Here is a 19,084-nt window from a genome sequence, read left to right on the forward strand (position 1 = left end):
CGTTGAAGAGAGCGCCGGCATGGTCGCCAGCGTCGCCAGGGAGGACATCCCGCACATGAAGTCACAGAACTTCGAGTTCCTGCGGGCTCGTCGCGCGGTGCTGGCCGACCTCGCGGGCTTCGCGGAGCGCTACGCGCACGACGACCCCGCGAGCTCGCTCATCAAGCAGCGCAGCTTCGTCGAACACGCCGTGGTGGCGATCTACGAGCGCTATCGCCTGCGCCCGCCGCTGTCCGACAACCTCAACGACCTGATGAACGAGACCTCCTTCCGACAGGCGGTCCCCGAGGTCGTGCAGAACAAGCTCCACGCGGTGCGCAAGGCAGGCAACCACGCCGCGCATCCCCGCCGGCCGATCACAAGCCAGCTCTCACTCGAGTGCCTTTCGCAGCTCTTCGACATCGCGCGCTGGTTTCACGTGCAGATCGACGGCGGCAAGCTCGACGCGGCGCCGACGTACGTGGCGCCACCGCCCGAGCCGGCGAGCGCCGCGAAGACAAAGGACGCCCTCGAGAAGCTTCGCCTTGCCGAGGCCAAGTACGAGTCGGTGCTCGCGGCGCTCGAAGCCGAGACGAAGAAGCGCCTCGAGGCCGAGCGCACCGCTACCGAGCACGCCACCGAGCTCGAGAAGCTGAAGGAAGAGGGGCAGAGGGTTGCGTCGTTCCTCCATTTCAACGAGGAGACGACGCGGCGTCGGCTCATCGATCAAGCGTTGCTCGCGGCCGGCTGGAACGTCGGCGCGAGTGGTGCGAACACCGAGCAGGTGCGGCAGGAGGTGAAGCTGACCGGCATGCCCACCCCGAGCGGCAACGGCATCGCGGACTACGTGCTCTACGGCGACGATGGCAAGCCGCTGGCCGTGATCGAGGCCAAGAAGACGGCGAAGGACGCGCGTGAAGGGGCCGAGCAGGCCCGGATGTATGCCTCCTGCCTGGAGAAGGAGACCGGCGTGCGGCCCGTCATCTTCTTCACCAATGGCGTCGACGTCTTCCTCTGGGACGACGTGCAGGGCTACCCGTACCGGACGGTCTACGGCTTCTACTCGAAGGACAGCCTCGAGTACCTCGTCCACCAGCGCGCGAACAAGAAGCCGCTCGCGACCGTCGAGCCGAACCTCGCCATCGCGAATCGCATGTACCAGCTCGAGGCGGTGAAGCGGGTGTGCGAGCGCTTCACTGGCAACTTCCGGAAGGCCCTCGTGGTGCAGGCCACGGGCACCGGCAAGACGCGCGTGGCCATTTCGCTGTGCGACGTGCTGATGCGCGCGGGCTGGGTCAAGCGCATCCTCTTTCTCTGCGACCGCCGCGAGCTGCGCAAGCAAGCCGACCGCGTCTTCAAGGAGTTCATGCCGGGCGAGCCGCGCGTGATCGTCGATGCCAGCACCGCGAACGACCGCGACAAGCGCATCTACCTCGCGACGTACCCGGCGATGATGAAGTGCTTCGAGGACTTCGACGTCGGCTTCTTCGACCTCATCATCGCCGACGAATCCCATCGCAGCATCTACAAGAAGTTCCGCTCGCTCTTTCAGTATTTCGACGCGCTCGAGGTGGGGCTTACGGCCACGCCCGTTCGCTTCATCGAGCGCAACACGTACGACCTCTTCGGCTGCGAAGACCGCGACCCCACCTCGCACTTCAGCTTCGAGGATGCGATCAACAGCAACCCGCCGTTCCTCGTGCCCTTCCGCGTCGTGGCGGTGAGCACGAAGTTTAGCCGCGACGGCTTCCGCTACGCGGACATGACGCCCGAGCAGCAGGCCGAGCTCGAGGACCAGGACCCGCAGGCCCAGCAGGTCGACTACGACAGCGAGGACCTCGACAAGCACTTCTTCAATCGCGACACGACGCGGGCGATCTGGCGCTCGCTCATGGACGGCGGCATCCGCGAGGCGACCGGAAGCCACGTCGGCAAAACCATCGTGTTCGCGCGCAGCCACGTGCACGCGGTGCATCTGGCCAAGGTCTTCAGCGAGCTCTACCCGCAGTACGGCTCGACCTTCTGTCGCGTCATCGACAACCAGGAGCCCAAGGCCGACCAGCTCATCGACGACTTCAAGAATCCAGACTGCGAGCTGACGATCGCGATCTCCGTCGACATGCTCGACACCGGCATCGACGTGCCCGAGGTCGTGAACCTCGTCTTCGCCAAGCCGGTGAAGTCGTACGTGAAGTTCTGGCAGATGATCGGGCGCGGTACGCGCTTGCGGAAGGGCCTCTTCGGTCCGGGGCGCGACAAGACAGAGTTCCTCATCTTCGACCACTGGCAGAACTTCTGGTTCTTCGACGAGAAGTACAAGGAGACCCAGCCCTCGCCGCAGAAGTCGCTCTTGCAGCACCTCTTCGAGGCGCGCGTCGAGCTCGCGCAGGTGGCGCTCGACAAGATGGACCAGGACACCTTCGAGGCGGCCGCCGCGCTCATCCTCGGTGACATCCGGGCGGTGCGCGACACGAATGCCATCGACGCACGCGACCGCTGGAAGGAGCTCGAGCTCCTCGCCGACGGCGATCGCGTGCACCACTTCGCCGCTGCCACCAAGGCCGACCTGCTTTCGATCGTCGCCCCCCTGCAGCACCTGCGCAGCATTCGCGGCGACGAGGATGCCTACCGCTTCGACCTGCTCATGACCCGCCTCGAGGTCGAGGTGGTCAAGGGCGGCCCGACGGCGCCCAAGGTTCAGGACCTGCGCGCGCGTGTGGAGGAGGCGGTCGAGCTCCTCGCCAAGAACCAGAACCCCGTCAAGGCGAAGGCCGACGCGATCAAGCAGGTTCGCAGCAAGGACTTCTGGGCCAGCGTGGAGGTGCGTCATCTCGAGGGGCTGCGCCGGGATCTGCGGGGCATCATGAAGTACCAGCAGCTCCCGCCCACGGCGCGTGTGGCGCCGCAGGTGTTCGACGTCACCGACGACGGGTTCGCCGCGGAAGCTTACATCCCGAAGCTCGAGGGGCTCGATCTCGTCGAGTACAGGCGGCGCGTCGAATCGGTGCTGCGCGAATACTTCGCCGAGAACCCCACGCTCCAGCGCATCCGCGCGGGCAAGAGCGTGCGCGAAGACGAACTCGACGAGCTCGCGCGCCTCGTGCTCCAGGTCGACGACAAGGCGAACGTGAGGCACCTCGCCGGCCACGACCCCGAGACGCGGCGGTCGCTCCTCACCGTGTTCCGCGGGCTCGTCGGGCTCGACGCTGCGGCGGTCGAGCAGGCCTTTTCGGACTTCGTGCACAAACACCCGCGCCTGTCGTCGCAGCAACTCCGCTTCCTGCAAGTGCTCCAGAACTACATCGCCCAGAACGGGGGCATCGAGCTAGAGCGCCTGTACGAGCCTCCGTTCACCACCCTCCATGCCGAGAGCATGGACGGCATCTTCCAGGACCCAGGGGACGTGGATGCGCTCCTGCACATCCTCAGCGTCTTCGAGCCCAAGAGGGCTGCTCCCAGCGAGCGGCCGCCCGCGAGCCAAGCATCATGAGCACACTGACCACGCAGCAGAAGAGCGACATCGACAAGCTCTGGACCGAGTTCTGGACCGGGGGCATCACCAACCCGCTCACCGTGATTGAGCAGATCTCGTTCCTGATGTTCGCGCGCCTGCTCGACGTCATGGAGACGACCGGCGAGCGCAAGGCCGAGCGGCTGAAGAAGCCCTTCAAGGGGCGCTTCAGCGGGCCGAACGATCCGCGGCGCTGGAAGAACTTCAAGCAGAAGGACGCGGCCGAGATGCTGCGCGTCGTCCGCGACGAGGTCTTGCCGCACTTCCGCAAGCTGAACGGCGGGACGACCTTCGCCGAGTACATGCAGGACGCGCAGCTCATGATCCAGAAGCCGAACCTCCTGGTCTCGGCGGTGAACAGGATCGACAAGCTGCCGATCACCGAGGGCGATGCGAAGGGAGACCTCTACGAATACCTGCTAAGCAAGCTGACGACGGCCGGCATCAACGGCCAGTTCCGCACGCCCCGGCACATCATCCGGTTCATGGTGGAGCTCCTCGAGCCGAAGCCGACCGAGACTATCGGCGACCCGGCCTGCGGCACCGCGGGCTTCCTCGTGGGCGTGATGCAGTACCTGCTCGAGACGCACACCTCGCCGAAGGGCAAGCTCACGGGCGAAAGCGGCGAGACCATCTACACCGGCGATCTGCTCGAGCCGTATCGCGACCACATCCAGAACGGCATGTTCCACGGCTTCGACTTCGACGCGACGATGCTCCGGATCGCGTCGATGAACCTGATGCTCCACGGTGTGGACAACCCGGACATCCACTACCAGGACACGCTGTCGAACTCGTTCCCCGAGAAGTTCGCGAAGCAGGCCATGGGTGGCTTCGACGTCATCCTCGCCAACCCGCCGTTCAAGGGCAGCCTCGATGAAGGCGACGTTCACCCGACACTGACACAGGCGGTGAAGACGAAGAAGACCGAGCTGCTCTTCGTGACGCTGATCCTGCGGATGCTCAAGAAGGGGGGCCGCAGCGCCACGATCGTGCCGGACGGCGTACTGTTCGGCTCGTCGAAGGCGCACACCGCGCTGCGCGCGATGCTGGTGAAGGACAACCAGCTCGAGGCTGTTGTCTCGCTGCCGAGCGGCGTGTTCAAGCCGTACGCCGGCGTCTCCACGGCCATCCTGGTGTTCACGAAGGGCGGGAAGACCGACCACGTCTTCTTCTACGACGTCGAGGCCGACGGCTTCTCGCTCGATGACAAGCGCGACTTGGTTCGCGAGAACGACCTACCGGATGCGCTCGAGCGCTGGCGGAAGCGGAACCGCAAGAAGGACACCGATCGCACGGCGAAGCAATTCATGGTGCCGGTGAAGGAGATCGAGGAGAAGGACTTCGACCTCTCGATCAACCGCTACAAGGAAGCGAAGCACGAAGAGGTCGAGTATGACCCGCCGAAGAATATTATCGCCAAGCTCCGCGCGCTTGAAGCGGAAATCGCGAAGGACTTGAGCGAACTGGAGGCGCTGCTGTGAGGGGGGATCACTCGGTTGTCGGAGATGTACTGATCGGCATCCAGGCCGGGAAGAGCGTCAAAACGAAGGAACGCCCTGCGCAACCGGGCGAACTGGGTATTCTCAAGGTCAGCGCTGTCACATGGGGCGAGTTTCGGCCGCAAGAGAACAAAGCAGTCCTCGACGGTTACGACCCGGGTGACTGTCCTCGCCCCATGCACGGCGATCTTCTCATCTCGAGGGCGAACACTCGCGATCTCGTCGGCGCGCCCGTTCTTGTGGAGGGAGACCACCCGCACCTCCTCCTGTCTGACAAGATTCTGCGGCTTATCGTAGACGATGCTCGCGTCGACCGACGCTATCTCGCACGAGCACTCCGGTCAGCGGCTGCGAGGAAGCACTTTGAGAGTCGAGCCGGTGGCACGAGCGGCTCAATGACCAACGTCACGCAGGACGACATTCGTTCTGCGCCCTTGCCGCTTCCGCCCCTTGTAGAGCAGCGCCGCATCGCCGACCTCCTCGACAAGGTCGACGCCATCCGCCGCAAGCGTAAGGAGGCCATCGCCCTCACCGAGGAGCTGCTGCACTCGGCATTCCTGGAGATGTTCGGCGACCCGGTGACGAATCCGAAGGGGTGGCCGGTGAAGCCGCTGGGCGAGGTGTGCGAACGACTTGATGCGGGCTGGAGCGCAAATGGTGACGCTCGCCTTCGCAACGATGAAGAGTACGGCGTGCTCAAGGTTAGCGCTGTGACCTCTGGAGTCTTTCGACCAGAGGAACACAAGGCGGTTCCAGCGAGTGCAATCGACCGAGAACTCGTCACCCCTCGCGCTGGCGACCTCCTCTTCAGTCGCGCGAATACACGCGAACTCGTGGCGGCTACCTGTCTTGTCGAGAGAGATGAGCCCCGGCTCTTTCTGTCTGATAAGCTCTGGCGAGTCGTACCTCGGAATGGCGTCACGACGGCGCCCTATCTTCGATTTCTGCTTGGGCATAGCCGATTTCGATCGGAGCTGACAAAGTCTGCGACCGGGACAAGTGGCTCAATGCTCAATGTGTCGATGGACAAGCTCCGTGCGCTGCGTGGGCCCTCTCCGCCATTTGAGCTTCAGCAGCGGTTCTCGAACTTAGTATGGAGATCGCTGAACGCCAAGACTAGTTATGAAACTGCCCAGCGCACGGCCGATCGACTCTTCAACTCTCTCGTCTCGAACGCGTTCTCGGGAGGACTTGCCTCATGAGCTGGCAGTGCGGACAACGCATCGTCGCTGAGCCGACGGGGGCCACGGTGAGTGGGATCAGCGTCGCTGCTGGCGCTCACGTTCACATCGACGTCTCGCTTCGTCTGGTCGAGTGGCCATGGCAGGAGAGGGGTCCCGTCTCGCTGGTGCCGCAGCCGAGCGAGGTGACCGCGCGTACTGCTCGAGGCGAGCTTCGGCTTGGCTTCGCGCTCCCGACTCCGGCGAATGTGCTCCTGCCCCCGAGCCATTCGTCGACCGGCACCCTTCGATTCACTTTGCAGCTCACAACGCCGGCACTCGTAGCGCTCGAGGCTGCGCGCGATGGTGGCTCGCTCGAGCTTGCCATGACGCTCGTCGCGCATCCGTTCCTCATCGCGCGGCACCAGGGATACGCGCCGGGTCTGGACATCCGACCGACCTGCGACACCTACGCCTTCAAGGTGCCGAGGGAGCAGTGGCTCGCGCTTCTCAAGAGCGTCGGCTATTGCGACACGCTCGTCACCGAGCTCCGGCTACCGTCTTCAGGCTCCGACGCCACCGCGCAGGGCAGGCAGCGCCTCGTGCAAGCGGTCAATGCCCGGAACGAGGGGAGCTATGCCGAAGCGATGCGCCGCTGCCGCATCGCCCTAGACGAGCTGAAGAACGCAGGGTTCGGAGGCAAGGCCCCGGCCGAGGTTGCGCGGTTCCTTCAGGAGAAGGCCGGCACGATGCCGCAGGCCGAGCGCCTCTCTGCGCTGCAGCTCGCGCTTCAGCTGCTTTTGTCCCCGACACATCATGCCAACGCTCCTGAGGAGCTCTACACACGCGAGGACGCCGAGCTCGCGATCGCGATGACGGCCGCGCTCCTGCGTCTCGCTCCTCGGTGGACGGACGAACCGAAGAAGGCGGGCTGATGCTGACCTCCCTCGAGATCGAGAACTTCAAGGGCATTGCGGCCCGGCAGCGCATCGACTTCGCGCCGCTGACGCTGCTCTTCGGCGCCAATAGCGCCGGCAAGAGCACCATCCTCCAGGTGCTCCTGTACTTGCACGAGCTCATCGAGCGCGGCTCGGCCGACGTCGATCGCACCGAACTGGGCGGCAGCGTCCTGGAGCTTGGCGGGTTCGCGCGGCTCGTCCATCGGCACGATCGCCAGCGCGCCATCGTGCTGCGAGCCGAGTTCGCGACGCCGGGCGGGCTCGAGCGCTTCGGGCGCGATCTCACGGAGTTCCCGTTCCCCGACCTCGACGATGAGGTCGAGAGCGCATGGCTCGAGCTGACCATTCAGCATCGCACTGCCGCGGCCTTTCACGGGGCGATGGTCGAGCGTGCCGCCATCGGCGTAAACGGTGAGCTCGAACCCCTGGTGTGGCTCGAGACGCCGGGCTCCCTTCGCGAAGGAGACCCGCTCTATGCACGCATCAATCTTGGCCATCCGCTCGTTGCGGACGCAGCTGCAAACGTTGCGGAGTCATGGCTCTCCATCAGCGTGCCAGAGCCCGAGTGGCATCGAGGGGTTGATCCCGGCTTCCCCGAGCGAGGCGCTGTCATCGGGCTCGACGACCTGCTCGGCTTCACCGATGGTCGGGCATTACCGCTCGTCGCGCTTTCTCGCTCACGACTCTCTGCTTTGCCGCCCCCAAGCGAGCCGCTGCGGGTGATCCCGCTTGGTGAGGACGCGCCCGAGAAGGCAGCCACCGCGCAGCAGGTTCGCACTTTCCTCGAGATGGTCCTTCTCGGCACCACGGCGCAGCTCGCCAGCTTCCTTCGGGACGCACAGTACATCGGTCCGCTGCGAACGATCCCACCGCGCGGCTTCCTCTACGAACGCGCCGGCCGCATCACGAGCTGGGCCGATGGCCTTGCCGCATGGGACCTGCTCCTCGCAGATAGGCTCACGCTCGTCGAGCGGACGAACGTGTGGCTCCGACGGCTTGGAGCGGGGTGCCAGGTGGTCGTGCAGCAGCTCTTTGACGGGAGCGCCGACGCGGAGGAGCTTTCCGACGGCCACGTCGACAAGACCGTCCGCCGGCTCCTCCTCGACACGGGCGGGCGCTCCTTTGTGCTGCCCTCGGAGGTGGGGGCCGGCATCTCGCAGCTCATCCCCGTCGTCGTCGCGGCCATCGAGGGGCGCGGTAACCTCACGCTCGTCGAGCAGCCCGAGATTCACGTGCACCCCGCCGTGCAGGTCGGGCTCGGAGACTTGCTGATCGAAGCGATCAACCGCGAAGGAAGCAGGCGCACTCTGCTCGTCGAGACGCATAGCGAGCACCTCATCCTGCGCCTATTGCGCCGCATCCGTGAGACCACCGAGAAGGAACTCGCCGAGGACGCGCCAGCGTTCTGCGAGGACAAGCTGAGCGTGCTCTACGTCGAGGCGACGCCGGAGGGTGTTCGTGTGCGCCGCCTTCGCGTCGACGAGCAGGGCGAGTTCGTCGATCGATGGCCGAAGGGCTTCTTCGCGGAACGCATGGAGGAGCTCCTGTGATTCATGCGTTCGCGATCGAGCCGCGGCTCGTGGCCACGTGGGGGCGGCGCGAGGAGTTCCGCTTCATCCATGACAAGTTCGGTCTTGGTACGCCGCGGGTGCTCCTCGAGCTACCCGCGTTCAGCAAGTGGAAGAAGGCGGTCTACAACGCCGCTACCGAGCTTGCCCTCTCGCAGGAGGACATGAAGCGCATCGAGGAGCTCTTCCGGCTCTTCAGTGAGCACAAGTACCGCCGCGCCGACGCCGTCTACGATGGCCTGCTGACGTGGCTCGAGAACGCGGAGCGCGAGTACGCTCGCAGGCCCTTCGCAGGAATCCTCGCAAGGCAGAACCCACGCGATCACGCCGCCGTGCTGGTGACCGAGCAGCTGAGCTCTGGGAGCGCTCGCTGGGCGTGCGAGGTCGGAGCGTCGCCCTCGCGCACACCCGAAGGTCTGACTCTGGCGCTGTCGGCGATGGTGACCAACTGTCGACAGCTTCACCTCGTCGACCCGCACTTCGGCCCTGAGAACGCACGCCACCGCAGGGTGCTCGAAGCGCTGATGAATGTCCTCGGCGATGGCGGCCTCACGCTGGACCTCGTGCGCGTGCACTGCGCCGAGAAGTCGAAGCTCGCATTCTTCGAGCGGGAGGCCGCCAAGATGGCAGCACGCCTCCCAAGCGGTGTCTCGATCGAGTTCGTACGCTGGCGACAGAAGGCTGGCGGCCAGCGTCTCCACAACCGGTACGTGCTCACCGACATTGGTGGCGTCAAGTTGGGAGATGGCCTGGACGACGACGATGGAGCGGGCGCGAACCAAACTGATGACCTGAACCTTCTCACTCGTGCCCAGCACGAGCTGCGCTGGGCGCAGTACGTCGAGGAAAACGGGGCCTTTGACTGCGTCGATCGCCCCACGACCGTCATCGGCTCGCGGGTACGGGCAGCCGCAGGGGGGCACAGATGACGATCACGCCCTCCGACGAGCCGAAGCCGTTGGTCGCGACGGAAGCACCCAGTCAGGAGAATGCATCAGTTCCCCGACGCCAGTGGAAGCAGCGATGTTCTCCGTCAGGCGTGCACCTTTTCGACCGCACCACCGGCCTGAACGTCCTGCTCGACGAGGTTCCCGTTCCAGCCTCGCTCTACTCGCGAGCGCCACGCCAAGTTTCGATTGCACTCACGAACCGGTGCGATCTCGTGTGTGCGCATTGCTACGCCCCCAAGTCTCGCGACGAGCTTCGATACCAGAACGTTACACGCTGGCTCTCGGAGCTCGATGCAAGCGGCGCGCTCGGAGTGGGCTTCGGCGGAGGTGAGCCAACGCTCTACCCCGACTTCGTGGAGCTGTGCGGGTTCGCGGCGCGCGAGACACGACTCTCGGTGTCGTTCACGACGCACGGGCATCACATCGATGAAGCGCTCGCCGAGGAGCTCACGGGCAGCGTCCACTTCATCCGAGTGAGCATGGATGGAGTCGGGGCGGCCTACGAGGCGATCCGACGGCGCTCATTCCGCGAACTGCAAGGCCGCCTGACGCTGGTCCGCACTATTTCTCGCTTCGGCATCAACGTCGTCGTGAACGAGCGCACGCTGCCGGACCTCGACGCGGCCGCCGCTATCGCTGCCGATTCCGGCGCGTGCGAGCTCCTGCTCTTGCCGCAGGTGCCAGCGCGCGGCCAGCCAGGAATCGGTGCGCACACGTTGCAGGAGCTGCGATGCTGGGTCGAAACGTACCGGGGCCCCCTGAGACTCTGCATCAACGAGACGAGCGCCGACGGCTTCCCGACCTGCGATCCGTTGTTGGAGGAACGCGGCCTTCGTGCCTACGCGCACATCGACGCGGCAGGCGTGCTCAAGGCGACCTCCTACCATGCGGCAGGAGTGCCGATCGGTGAAGGCGGGGTACTCCTGGCGCTCGACCATCTCGCTCACGTGATCGCGGAGAACGATGCATGAAGATCTGGTACCAGCACGGCTCCGAGCATTCCATGAACCTGGTGATGATCGGCCACTTCGAGGACGCGAGCGAGGCCACCAAGGCGAAGGAGATTATCGATGCGCTCATGAAGCAGGTGGCGGAAGACCAGGAGAAGGGGACGCTCGTCGTCGGCAGTCCATCCGAGCGCTTCGGCGAGGAGATGCTCAACCTCTTGGTGCGCCTGAACATCGGGTCGATCGGGCCGCAGGAGCTCGAGCAGTTCGCCTACGAGTTCAGCGTGGAGGTCGATGGACGCGACGTCATTCTCACAACTGAGGAGTTTGATGTCTCGGCGTTCCTGAAGGTGATGGTTCTCAAGGGGGCACGCGTCGAGGTCTATTCCGCGCACGACCATCCCGGTACCGGTCACGGTCGAGGGCGGTGACCGTGTCGGAGTCGCCATGCCCGCACTGAACTGGGACGCCTTCGCCACGCTGCCGGGGAGCGCCGAGAAGAATTTCGAGCTGCTCTGCCGGGGCGTCGTTCGCCAGAACTTCGGAAGTTACGGTGTGCTTCGGGCCCTCGCGAATCAGCCGGGCGTCGAGTTTCATCTGAAGGTAGAACGACGCTGTGATGCCCTTGGAGATCCAGGGCGCTGGTGGGGGTGGCAGTGCAAGTGGTACGAGCTTCCAGCCAGTGGCGAACTCGGGTCGAGCAGAAGGACCAAGATCGAGGAGGGGATCCGCAGGACGGAGGCCCATGTCCCCGGAGTCACGGACTGGGTTCTGTGGACGCGCCGCACGCTGACCAGCGCGGACCAGAAGTGGTTGAAGAGCATCGCGTCGAAGATGACGCTGCACCTCTGGACCGGAGACGAGATCGACAACCTCCTCGTCGGCCAGGCCATTGCTCTCCGTGGCACCTACTTTGGCGAGCTGGTGCTGACGCCGGAAATCCTACGCGAACGGCATGAGCAGTCGGTCGCCCGGATCCGAGCGAGGTGGCAGGCTGACGTCCATCACGTTCTCGACGCAGAACGCGCGCTGCGCCGCATGCTCGGAGAGTCCGATTCTTGGGATGCGCTCCGCGCGCAGGCTGCGGAGCTGCGCTCGCAGATGCAAGCTATAGAGAGTGCGCCGGCGGTGCCCGTCCCTCTTGCTCCTGTGGTGGCGAGTGTCGTCGAGATGGGGAGGCAGTCTTCTGATGCGCTCGATCGAGTCGCTGGCGGTATTTGCGATGGCGATCTCGACATGCTTCGCGACGAGATCTCGTCGCGACCGCGCACGCTATGTCCGGACGTCACGACGGCACCTCGACGGCTGCGTTCGGGCAATCACCTGGCCAGTTTGTACGTGACGAACGCTGTCGGCGGTTGCCGTGAGGCGCTGCGACTGCTCGCCGATGCCGAAGCTGCTTTCTCCTCGCGTGTCGTCGCGGTCCTTGCCCCGGCCGGCTGTGGCAAGACCCAGCTCGCAGCGCAGCTTACCGCAGGTACCGACGCGCGCCCTCACGGCGTGCTGCTTCACGGTCGCGACCTTCACGCGAACCACACGCTTGATAACTTGGCGCGACGGGTATCGATCGCGGCTCACCCTGTCCCGAGCATGGAGTCCCTGCTCGCGGCAGTAGACGCGGCGGGGCAACGAGCACGGCATCGTTTGCCTGTGGTCATCGATGGGCTCAACGAGTCCGAGGACCCACGAGAATGGAAGCCGCTGCTCGCTGAGGTGGAGAGCACGCTGGCGAAGTACCCCTACGTCCTCTTGGTGTGCACGTTGCGGCCAGAGTTCGCCGCGGAGGCCCTTCCACCGAACACTCGGTACGTCGAGATTGAGGGCTACGGAGCTGAAACCATTGAGGCGATCCGGGCGCACTTTCGCTTCTACAAGATCGAGGCGACCGATGCGCCGATCCCGCTGGAACTCCTCAAGCATCCACTGACCTTGCGACTGTTCTGCGAAGTGACGAACCCGACGCGAGTGAAGGTGGTCGGGGTCGATGCAATGCCGGGATCGCTGACCGCGTTGTTCGACCGTTACCTCGATCAAGTGGGCAACCGGATTGCCGAGTTGGCCCCTCGAACACAGCGATACTACGCGCAGGATGTCCGCGCGGCGCTGGGGCTCGTTGCCAGCACCCTCTGGGACAACCGGACCCGCTTTCTTGAGATCGACGAACTGCGCCGGGCGCTTGGTGACGAAGGACGCCCTTGGGATCAGAGCATCGTGCGCGCGCTCGAGCACGAGGGGGTCCTGTTGCGCATGCCCTCCGACGGCACCGGCGCCTATGCTCCTGCGTACGACCCGCTTGGCGGTCACATCATCGCGAGCGCTCTTCTCTCGCGTCACGGACAGGCTGGCCTCGAGTCCTGGATCCGAGACGCATCTACGACGACCCTGCTAGGCGGAGATTTCGACCAGCGGCACCCTCTCGCCGACGATGTCGTGTACTCGCTCGTCGGTCAGCTTCCTCGGCGCCTCCATGCCAAGCAGCTCTGGCAATTGGTCGAGGAACCGCTCCGCGCTCGGGCCTTGCGATTCGCTGCTGGGCTCGAGGCCGCCTACTTGGACGCAGCTACCGTCGAGGCGCTGCTCGATCTGGTTCGCCAGGGGGATTCAGAACTCCTCCAGAAGCTCCGTCAAGTGCGCGGGGCGGTAAGTCATCCGCTCAACGCCGAGGCGTTGGATCGGGTCTTGCGGCCGTTGGACGTCGCGGACCGCGACTTGAGTTGGACGGAATGGCTTCGAAGGCACCAGGAGAAGCCGCTCAGCGATCTCGAACGTTTGGAGCAGCGTTGGCGAGGAGGTGGAGCGCGCATAGGCGACCGGCTTCGTGCTCGCTGGATCATGTGGACGCTCACGAGCACAGTCAGGCGCCTGCGCGACCAGGCCACACGGGCGCTCTACTGGCTTGGTCGAACCGATCCAGAAGGACTCTTCGAGCTGACCATCGACTCGCTCACAGTGAACGATGCCTATGTCAGCGAGCGCATGCTCGCGGCCTCGTATGGCGTCGTGATGAGCCACCAGCGGGCAGACGCCGATCTCGGGGTATGCCTGAAGCCGTTCCTCAACCAACTCATGCGAGCGCTGGTGGGCCCCACGGCGACGGCGCCGACGACTCACTACCTCGCGCGCCTTTATGTGCGAGGCATTGTCGCGTTTGCCACGAAGTTCTACGACGCGGTGGTTCCCGACAGCCTGCGTGGCCGCTGGTCGTTCGCGGCGCCGTCGCCAGTCCCGCCGATCTCCACAGGCGACGCGCGCGCGGAAGAGGTGGGGCGCACGCTCCACATGGACTTCGAGAACTATACGCTCGGACGCCTCTTCGACGATCGTGGCAACTACGATATGGATCACCAGGGGCACCAGGCGGCCGCGGCCCATATTTGCGGCGTTGTGTGGTCGCTCGGGTGGAGAGCCGCGGCGTTCGATCCATTGGACCGCGCTATCGCAGATGACGCCTTTCGGGCCGAAGGACGTGGGCATCGTCCTCGCGCCGAGCGCTACGGCAAGAAGTACGGCTGGATCGGCTTCTTCACCTACGCAGGCGTGCTCGAGGCTCAGGGGCTCCTGCCAGATGATGGCAGACGGCTCTCCGACGTCGACATCGATCCTTCGTTCCCCGAGCCGCCACCAGTGGATGGGGAGCCGACGGCTTCGCAGGCATGGCTCAAGCCGAGTGTCGAGAGCCATGAGCGTTGGGCCTGCGGAAGGAGCACCGAAGTGCCTCCGCGGCTCGTCGTTCGAGAGAAGATCGGCGAGCATCAGGGACCGTGGGTCGCCGTCCACGGCTTCGTGAAAGCTTCCGACAGGGTGCTCGGGCGCGAGGCATGGGCGTTCCTGTCGGCGCTGGTGACGCGCAAGCAGGGTGTGTCGGCCCTGGTGGCCGCCCTGAACGCCGGGGAGCGGCCATGGGTGGCCCGTGACGCTCCGAGCGACCACTACACGTTCGCCGGCGAGATCCCGTGGCATCCGAGTTTCGCTGCCGAAGCGTTGGCCGAATCCGATTTCGAGCGTGTCTATCGCGAGAGCGTTCGTGTCAGCACGAGCGACGTCGAGGTGGAGGCCCTCGCACACCGGTATGCCTGGGAGAGCTACCACAGCGAGATGAACCATGCCGGCAGCGCGCGTGTACCGTCGCGCTGCTTCTCTTCGCGGTTCGACCTGCGAAGCGCTCCGCAGGGGTTCGACCAGTTCTTGCCTGACGGGACGAGAGCCACCATCACGCTCCGCGGCGTCGACGGACTTGAGGGAGACATCCTCTACATTAGAGAAGACCTGCTTCGACAGTACGTGAGCGACCGCACTATCGTGTGGTTCGCGTTCGGCGAACGAGAACTTCGTCCCTATCCCCGGTCACCACCCGAGTGGCTCATGGGTGCCCAGCGGCAGCAGTCCAACGCATGGCGTGTGGTCATAACCGAGGCGGATCTCGAACCGCGGCGGAAGAAGGCGAGGACCAAGAAGAAGGTGACGAGGAATCAGGCTGACACCAGGAAGAAGGCGACAAACAGGAAAGTCGCAACCGACGCATCAATGAAGAAGCCAGCCGCCCGGAGGAAGTCGTGACGCGCGCTGGACCGAGGGGAGAAGTTTTCGCCGGGAAGATCCTGCTCTACCGCAGCGAGGACGGTCGCACGAAGCTCGACGTGCGCCTCGAGAACGAGACCGTCTGGGTCAACCAGCGCCAGCTCACGGACCTGTTCGGCAAAGCGAAGGGAACCATCAGCGAGCACATCAAGCACATCTTCGAGGACGGCGAGCTCGACCCGGGGGCAACTGTTCGGTCGTACCGAACAGTTCAACTCGAGGGGGGCCGTGAGGTCGCACGCGACGTCGAGCACTACAACCTCGACGTCGTCATTGCCCTCGGTTTCCGGGTCCGGAGCGCGGCGGCCGTCCGCTTCCGGCAGTGGGCGGCCGAGAGGCTCAAAGAGTACATCGTCAAGGGTTTCGTACTCGACGACGACCGACTCAAGCGCACCGACCGCGCCGCCGACTACTTCGACGAGTTGCTCGCGCGGATCCGCGAGATCCGCGCGAGCGAGGCGCGGATCTACCAGCGCATCCGCGAGATTTTCGCGCTCGCGTCGGACTACGATGAGAGCGACCAGGCCACGCTGCGTTTCTTCGCGTTCATGCAGAACAAGATGCACTACGCCGCGACCGGCCTCACGGCGGCCGAGATCGTTCGTCGCCGCGCAGACGCCGAGAAGCCCAACATGGGGCTGACGAGCTGGAGCGGCGGTCGCGTCCTCAAGCGCGACGTCGGCACGGCGAAGAACTACCTCGACGCCAAGGAGATCGACACGCTGAATCGGATCGTCGTGATGTTCCTGGACCGTGCGGAGTTTCGCGCGCAACGTCGGCGCGACATCAGGATGTCCGACTGGGAGGCGGACCTCGACAAGTTCCTCGCCGACACGGAGCTGCCCGTGCTGGTCGGTGCTGGAAGCGTCTCGCACGACGATGCCTTCGAATGGGCCGGCGCACAGTACGACGCCTTCGCCGAGCGGCGCCGCGTCGCAGCGGAGACGGAGGCCTCGGCGCGGTACCTCGATGACCTCACGACGACCGCGAAGCTACTCGAGGGCGGCGTCGCCAAACCCGCGCCGAAGCCGCGTAGACCTCGCGGATCGAAGAAGGGTGGGCCGTGACAAAGCCTGCCGCCCTCACCGAGCTCACTGGCGAGTACCGCTCGAGGCTGCGTGGCGTCAAGGACGCCCGGACATCCCGCCGCTCATCTGGACAGGGGGCGGGGTCATCTGGACACCCTGCCCGCTCATCTGGACAGGGGGCGGGGTCATCTGGACACCCTGCCCGCTCATCTGGACAGGGTGCGGCCTCATCTGGACACCCCCCCGCCCACCCGGACATCCCACCCCGCCGCCTCACCTCCCGGCTCCCCCCACCCCCGTCCAGACCCTGCTCCGTGCTGGACGCCGCTCCGACCGAGCTCATCCTTGCCGCTCTGCGTCGTGCCCCGACGGGCGCGGGTCGCAGGAGGAGGGGTCAACGTCATCATGGCAAAGCAAGCAACGGACTTCGATCGCTGGGTCAAGGTCGCCGCCAAGTCGGACCGGACCGACAACCCGCTGAACATCCCGTACGACATCGCCGTGCGCGAGGCGGTCGTCGCCGCGGCGTTCGTGAAGAAGTACTGGGAGCCCGAAGGCGATCGCCCGGGCCTCAAGCGGGTCAAGAGCCGCCTGCCCGCCTCGAGCAGCGAGGAGCTGCTCTCCATCGTGCACGCCGTGCAGGAGGCGCAGACGCGGCTGCTGCTCATCGTCGATCCGGCCGTGGCCGATCTCGGCGAGCGCGCCCGGTTCGTCGTGGATGAGCTCGAGTCGGCGCTCGAGTTCCTGCTCGACGACGACGTCGACGAGCCCGCCGACGCGCAGCTCGCGCGCATCAAGGAGTTCCACGCGCAGGACGGCCAGCGCTCGAGCGCCCTCTCGCAGGCGCTCCGCGACTACGCGGGGCTCGCGGAGTCGCTCAAGGACCGTCTGGTCGAGGCGGACGAGGCGTTCGATGTGCGCGTGATCGCCGAGGCCAGGAAGCTCGCGGAGGACCTGCAACGGCGAGCGCTGGAGGCGGCCCCCGAAGCCGGCGCCTCGGCGGCCGCGACCACGATCCGCAACCAGCTGCTGCACCTCATGGTCGAGCGGGTGGGCGCCATCCGGAAGACCGCGGCCCACGTGTTCCGGCGCCACCCCGAGATCGCCCGCGAGGTGACGAGCGCCTACGAGCGGCGCCGGCGCGCGGCGGCGCGGCGCGACAAGGCCCGCAAGGCCACCGAGGCCGGACAGGCCAACGGCAAGCCGGCGGAGGCCAACGGCAAGCCGGCTGCGGCTCCCGCGCCCACGACCCCCTAGTCTCGACTCCGGCTGCAGGATCTCCTTGTGCCCCTGGCCCCTGTGAGTAATACTTTACTCACCAGGAGGTCGTCATGTCCCGCTTCCAGGCCCTGACCAACAGCGTGCTCGACGCCGAGCTGGAGATGCTGCGGGAGCGGCTCGGGCTCGAGCCCAACCAGAAAGCCGACCTCCTGCGTGAGGTCGCCGCGCTCGCCGGATGGGTCGTGCGGCAGGCCGAGCAGGGGCGAGCCATCGAGGCGCGGCGTGGCGAGGAGGTGGAGCCGCTCGTTCATCCGGCGATCGAGCGCCTCCGCGCCAGACGGCAGAAGCCAATGGGCGAGCGGCTCAGGCTGAGCGACGCCGAGACGATCCGCCTGGCCAGCGTTCTCGATCAAGGCTTCGAGCCGCCTCCCGCGCTCCGCGAGACGCTGGCGAACCTGGCGAACCCGAAGCGTCGTCCGCCGAAGCTTCGCTGGAAGAAGCCGGCAGTCTGAATCATGGCGCTCCGCATCGAGGCGCTCAGCCGTTCGCATCGTGCTCTGATCGCCGATTTCCAGAACCAGCATGCGTCGCTCGTCGAGTACCTCAAGCGGTTCGCGCTCCGGCATGCCGAGAAGGACATGCTCGCGCGGACGTACCTGGCCATCGATGAGGTCTCGGGTGAAACGCGCCTCGGAGGCTACTTCAGCCTCTCGGTCGTGAGCGTGGAGCGCGCCACCGTCACGGCGCTGCCGGAGCTGGATAGGCTCCCACGCTTCCCGGTTCCCGGGGTGCTCCTGGCGCGGCTCGCGGTCGACGCCCGTGTTCAGGGGCAGGGGCTCGGCCGATATCTCTTCGAGGAGGCGCTCGGCCTGACGCTCCAGCTCGCGCACACGGGGCCGGTGGCGTTCCGCCTGTTCGTGACCGACGCCATCGACGCACGCGCCGCACGCTTCTATGAGCGGTTCGGTCTCGTCCGGCTGGGGGATGAGTTTCCCTGTCGCATGGTGCTCGATCTGAGATCGCTGTTGACCATCCGAACCTCGCGCTGAGGGGCATCCACCGCTGTCGAGCAGGAGTCACCAGCAGCGGCGCTGATCCGGCCGAGGTCGATGCCGCCGACAGAACCGGTGAGGCTGCCATCCGCCTCTTCGCTCTGGCCAGAGGACCGGTGGCGCGATAGCCTGTGTGGGTGCAAAATCCAGCCGCCAGAGGTCGAACGGATACCGCGTCGCTCGTCGCCGCAGCCCGACCCGACGCGGTCTACCGTGCCTTCGCCGATCCCGACGCGCTGATGGCGTGGCTCCCGCCCGAGGGCATGACCGGTCGCGTCCTCGACTACGACTTCCGCGAGGGCGGTCGCTACCGCATCGAGCTGACCTACGAGGAGGCAGCGCCCTCCGGCGGGGGCAAGACCACAGGGCGGACCGACGTCAGCACCGGGCGCTTCCTCTCGCTGGAGCCGGGCAAGCGCATCGTCCAGTCAGTCGAGTTCGAGTCGTCGGACGCTTCGTTCGCGGGCGAGATGGTGATGACGTGGTCGTTCGAACCGCTGCCCGCAGGGACCCGTATCACCATCACCGCGGAGAACGTCCCGCCTGGCATCAGCCAGGCCGACCACGACGCTGGCCTTCGATCGTCCCTGGAGAATCTCGCGCGCTACCTGGGGTGACGCCTGCCTTTC

Annotated in this window: 14 protein-coding genes; all 14 read left to right on the forward strand. The window is 65.7% G+C overall.

Features of this window, described 5'->3' with window-relative positions; genetic code table 11:
• The first annotated feature begins 19 nt into the window (after positions 1-19).
• The 14 genes from WMF33_RS08090 (at position 20) to WMF33_RS08155 (ending at position 19,072) form a co-directional block, all read left to right on the forward strand.
• Positions 20-3,469, forward strand: coding sequence for a DEAD/DEAH box helicase family protein (locus tag WMF33_RS08090; protein ID WP_437336597.1), 3,450 nt, complete (start codon positions 20-22; stop codon positions 3,467-3,469).
• Positions 3,466-4,974 carry a type I restriction-modification system subunit M gene (locus WMF33_RS08095; protein ID WP_437336598.1) on the forward strand — a complete coding sequence of 503 codons (1,509 nt, stop codon included), beginning with the start codon at positions 3,466-3,468 and terminating at the stop codon, positions 4,972-4,974. Before WMF33_RS08090 ends, WMF33_RS08095 begins: the two co-directional genes overlap by 4 nt.
• Positions 4,971-6,194 (forward strand): restriction endonuclease subunit S, encoded by a 1,224-nt coding sequence (locus WMF33_RS08100; RefSeq protein ID WP_437336599.1) that lies wholly within the window; start codon positions 4,971-4,973, stop codon positions 6,192-6,194. Before WMF33_RS08095 ends, WMF33_RS08100 begins: the two co-directional genes overlap by 4 nt.
• Positions 6,191-7,087 carry a hypothetical protein gene (locus WMF33_RS08105; protein ID WP_437336600.1) on the forward strand — a complete coding sequence of 299 codons (897 nt, stop codon included), beginning with the start codon at positions 6,191-6,193 and terminating at the stop codon, positions 7,085-7,087. The genes WMF33_RS08100 and WMF33_RS08105 overlap by 4 nt, the downstream gene beginning before the upstream one ends.
• Entirely contained in the window at positions 7,087-8,661 is a 1,575-nt protein-coding gene (locus WMF33_RS08110) for an AAA family ATPase (protein ID WP_437336601.1), read from the forward strand. The genes WMF33_RS08105 and WMF33_RS08110 overlap by 1 nt, the downstream gene beginning before the upstream one ends.
• A complete protein-coding gene (locus WMF33_RS08115; protein ID WP_437336602.1) occupies positions 8,658-9,608 on the forward strand; it encodes a hypothetical protein in 951 nt (316 codons plus the stop codon). The genes WMF33_RS08110 and WMF33_RS08115 overlap by 4 nt, the downstream gene beginning before the upstream one ends.
• Positions 9,605-10,600: a radical SAM protein gene (locus WMF33_RS08120; RefSeq protein WP_437336603.1), complete on the forward strand. Its 996-nt coding sequence runs from the start codon at positions 9,605-9,607 to the stop codon at positions 10,598-10,600. Before WMF33_RS08115 ends, WMF33_RS08120 begins: the two co-directional genes overlap by 4 nt.
• A complete protein-coding gene (locus WMF33_RS08125) occupies positions 10,597-11,007 on the forward strand; it encodes a DUF6375 family protein (protein WP_437336604.1) in 411 nt (136 codons plus the stop codon). Before WMF33_RS08120 ends, WMF33_RS08125 begins: the two co-directional genes overlap by 4 nt.
• Before the next feature lie 16 nt (positions 11,008-11,023).
• Entirely contained in the window at positions 11,024-15,133 is a 4,110-nt protein-coding gene (locus tag WMF33_RS08130; RefSeq protein WP_437336605.1) for an NACHT domain-containing protein, read from the forward strand.
• A gap of 80 nt (positions 15,134-15,213) precedes the next feature.
• Complete coding sequence (locus WMF33_RS08135; protein ID WP_437336606.1) at positions 15,214-16,221, forward strand: virulence RhuM family protein; 1,008 nt, start codon at positions 15,214-15,216, stop codon at positions 16,219-16,221.
• Positions 16,222-16,587: 366 nt separating this feature from the next.
• Entirely contained in the window at positions 16,588-17,439 is an 852-nt protein-coding gene (locus tag WMF33_RS08140) for a hypothetical protein (RefSeq protein ID WP_437336607.1), read from the forward strand.
• Between the two features lie 104 nt (positions 17,440-17,543).
• The gene (locus WMF33_RS08145) at positions 17,544-17,915 is read left to right on the forward strand and encodes a hypothetical protein (RefSeq protein WP_437336608.1); all 372 of its coding nucleotides are present in this window, start codon (positions 17,544-17,546) and stop codon (positions 17,913-17,915) included.
• A gap of 3 nt (positions 17,916-17,918) precedes the next feature.
• Positions 17,919-18,452 (forward strand): GNAT family N-acetyltransferase, encoded by a 534-nt coding sequence (locus WMF33_RS08150; RefSeq protein ID WP_437336609.1) that lies wholly within the window; start codon positions 17,919-17,921, stop codon positions 18,450-18,452.
• Between the two features lie 140 nt (positions 18,453-18,592).
• Positions 18,593-19,072, forward strand: a complete 480-nt coding sequence (locus tag WMF33_RS08155) for an SRPBCC family protein (protein WP_437336610.1) — start codon at positions 18,593-18,595, stop codon at positions 19,070-19,072.
• Positions 19,073-19,084: the final 12 nt, after the last annotated feature.

It is taken from the genome of Sorangium sp. So ce394, assembly GCF_051474665.1.
Lineage (GTDB): Bacteria > Myxococcota_A > Polyangia > Polyangiales > Polyangiaceae > Sorangium > Sorangium cellulosum_D.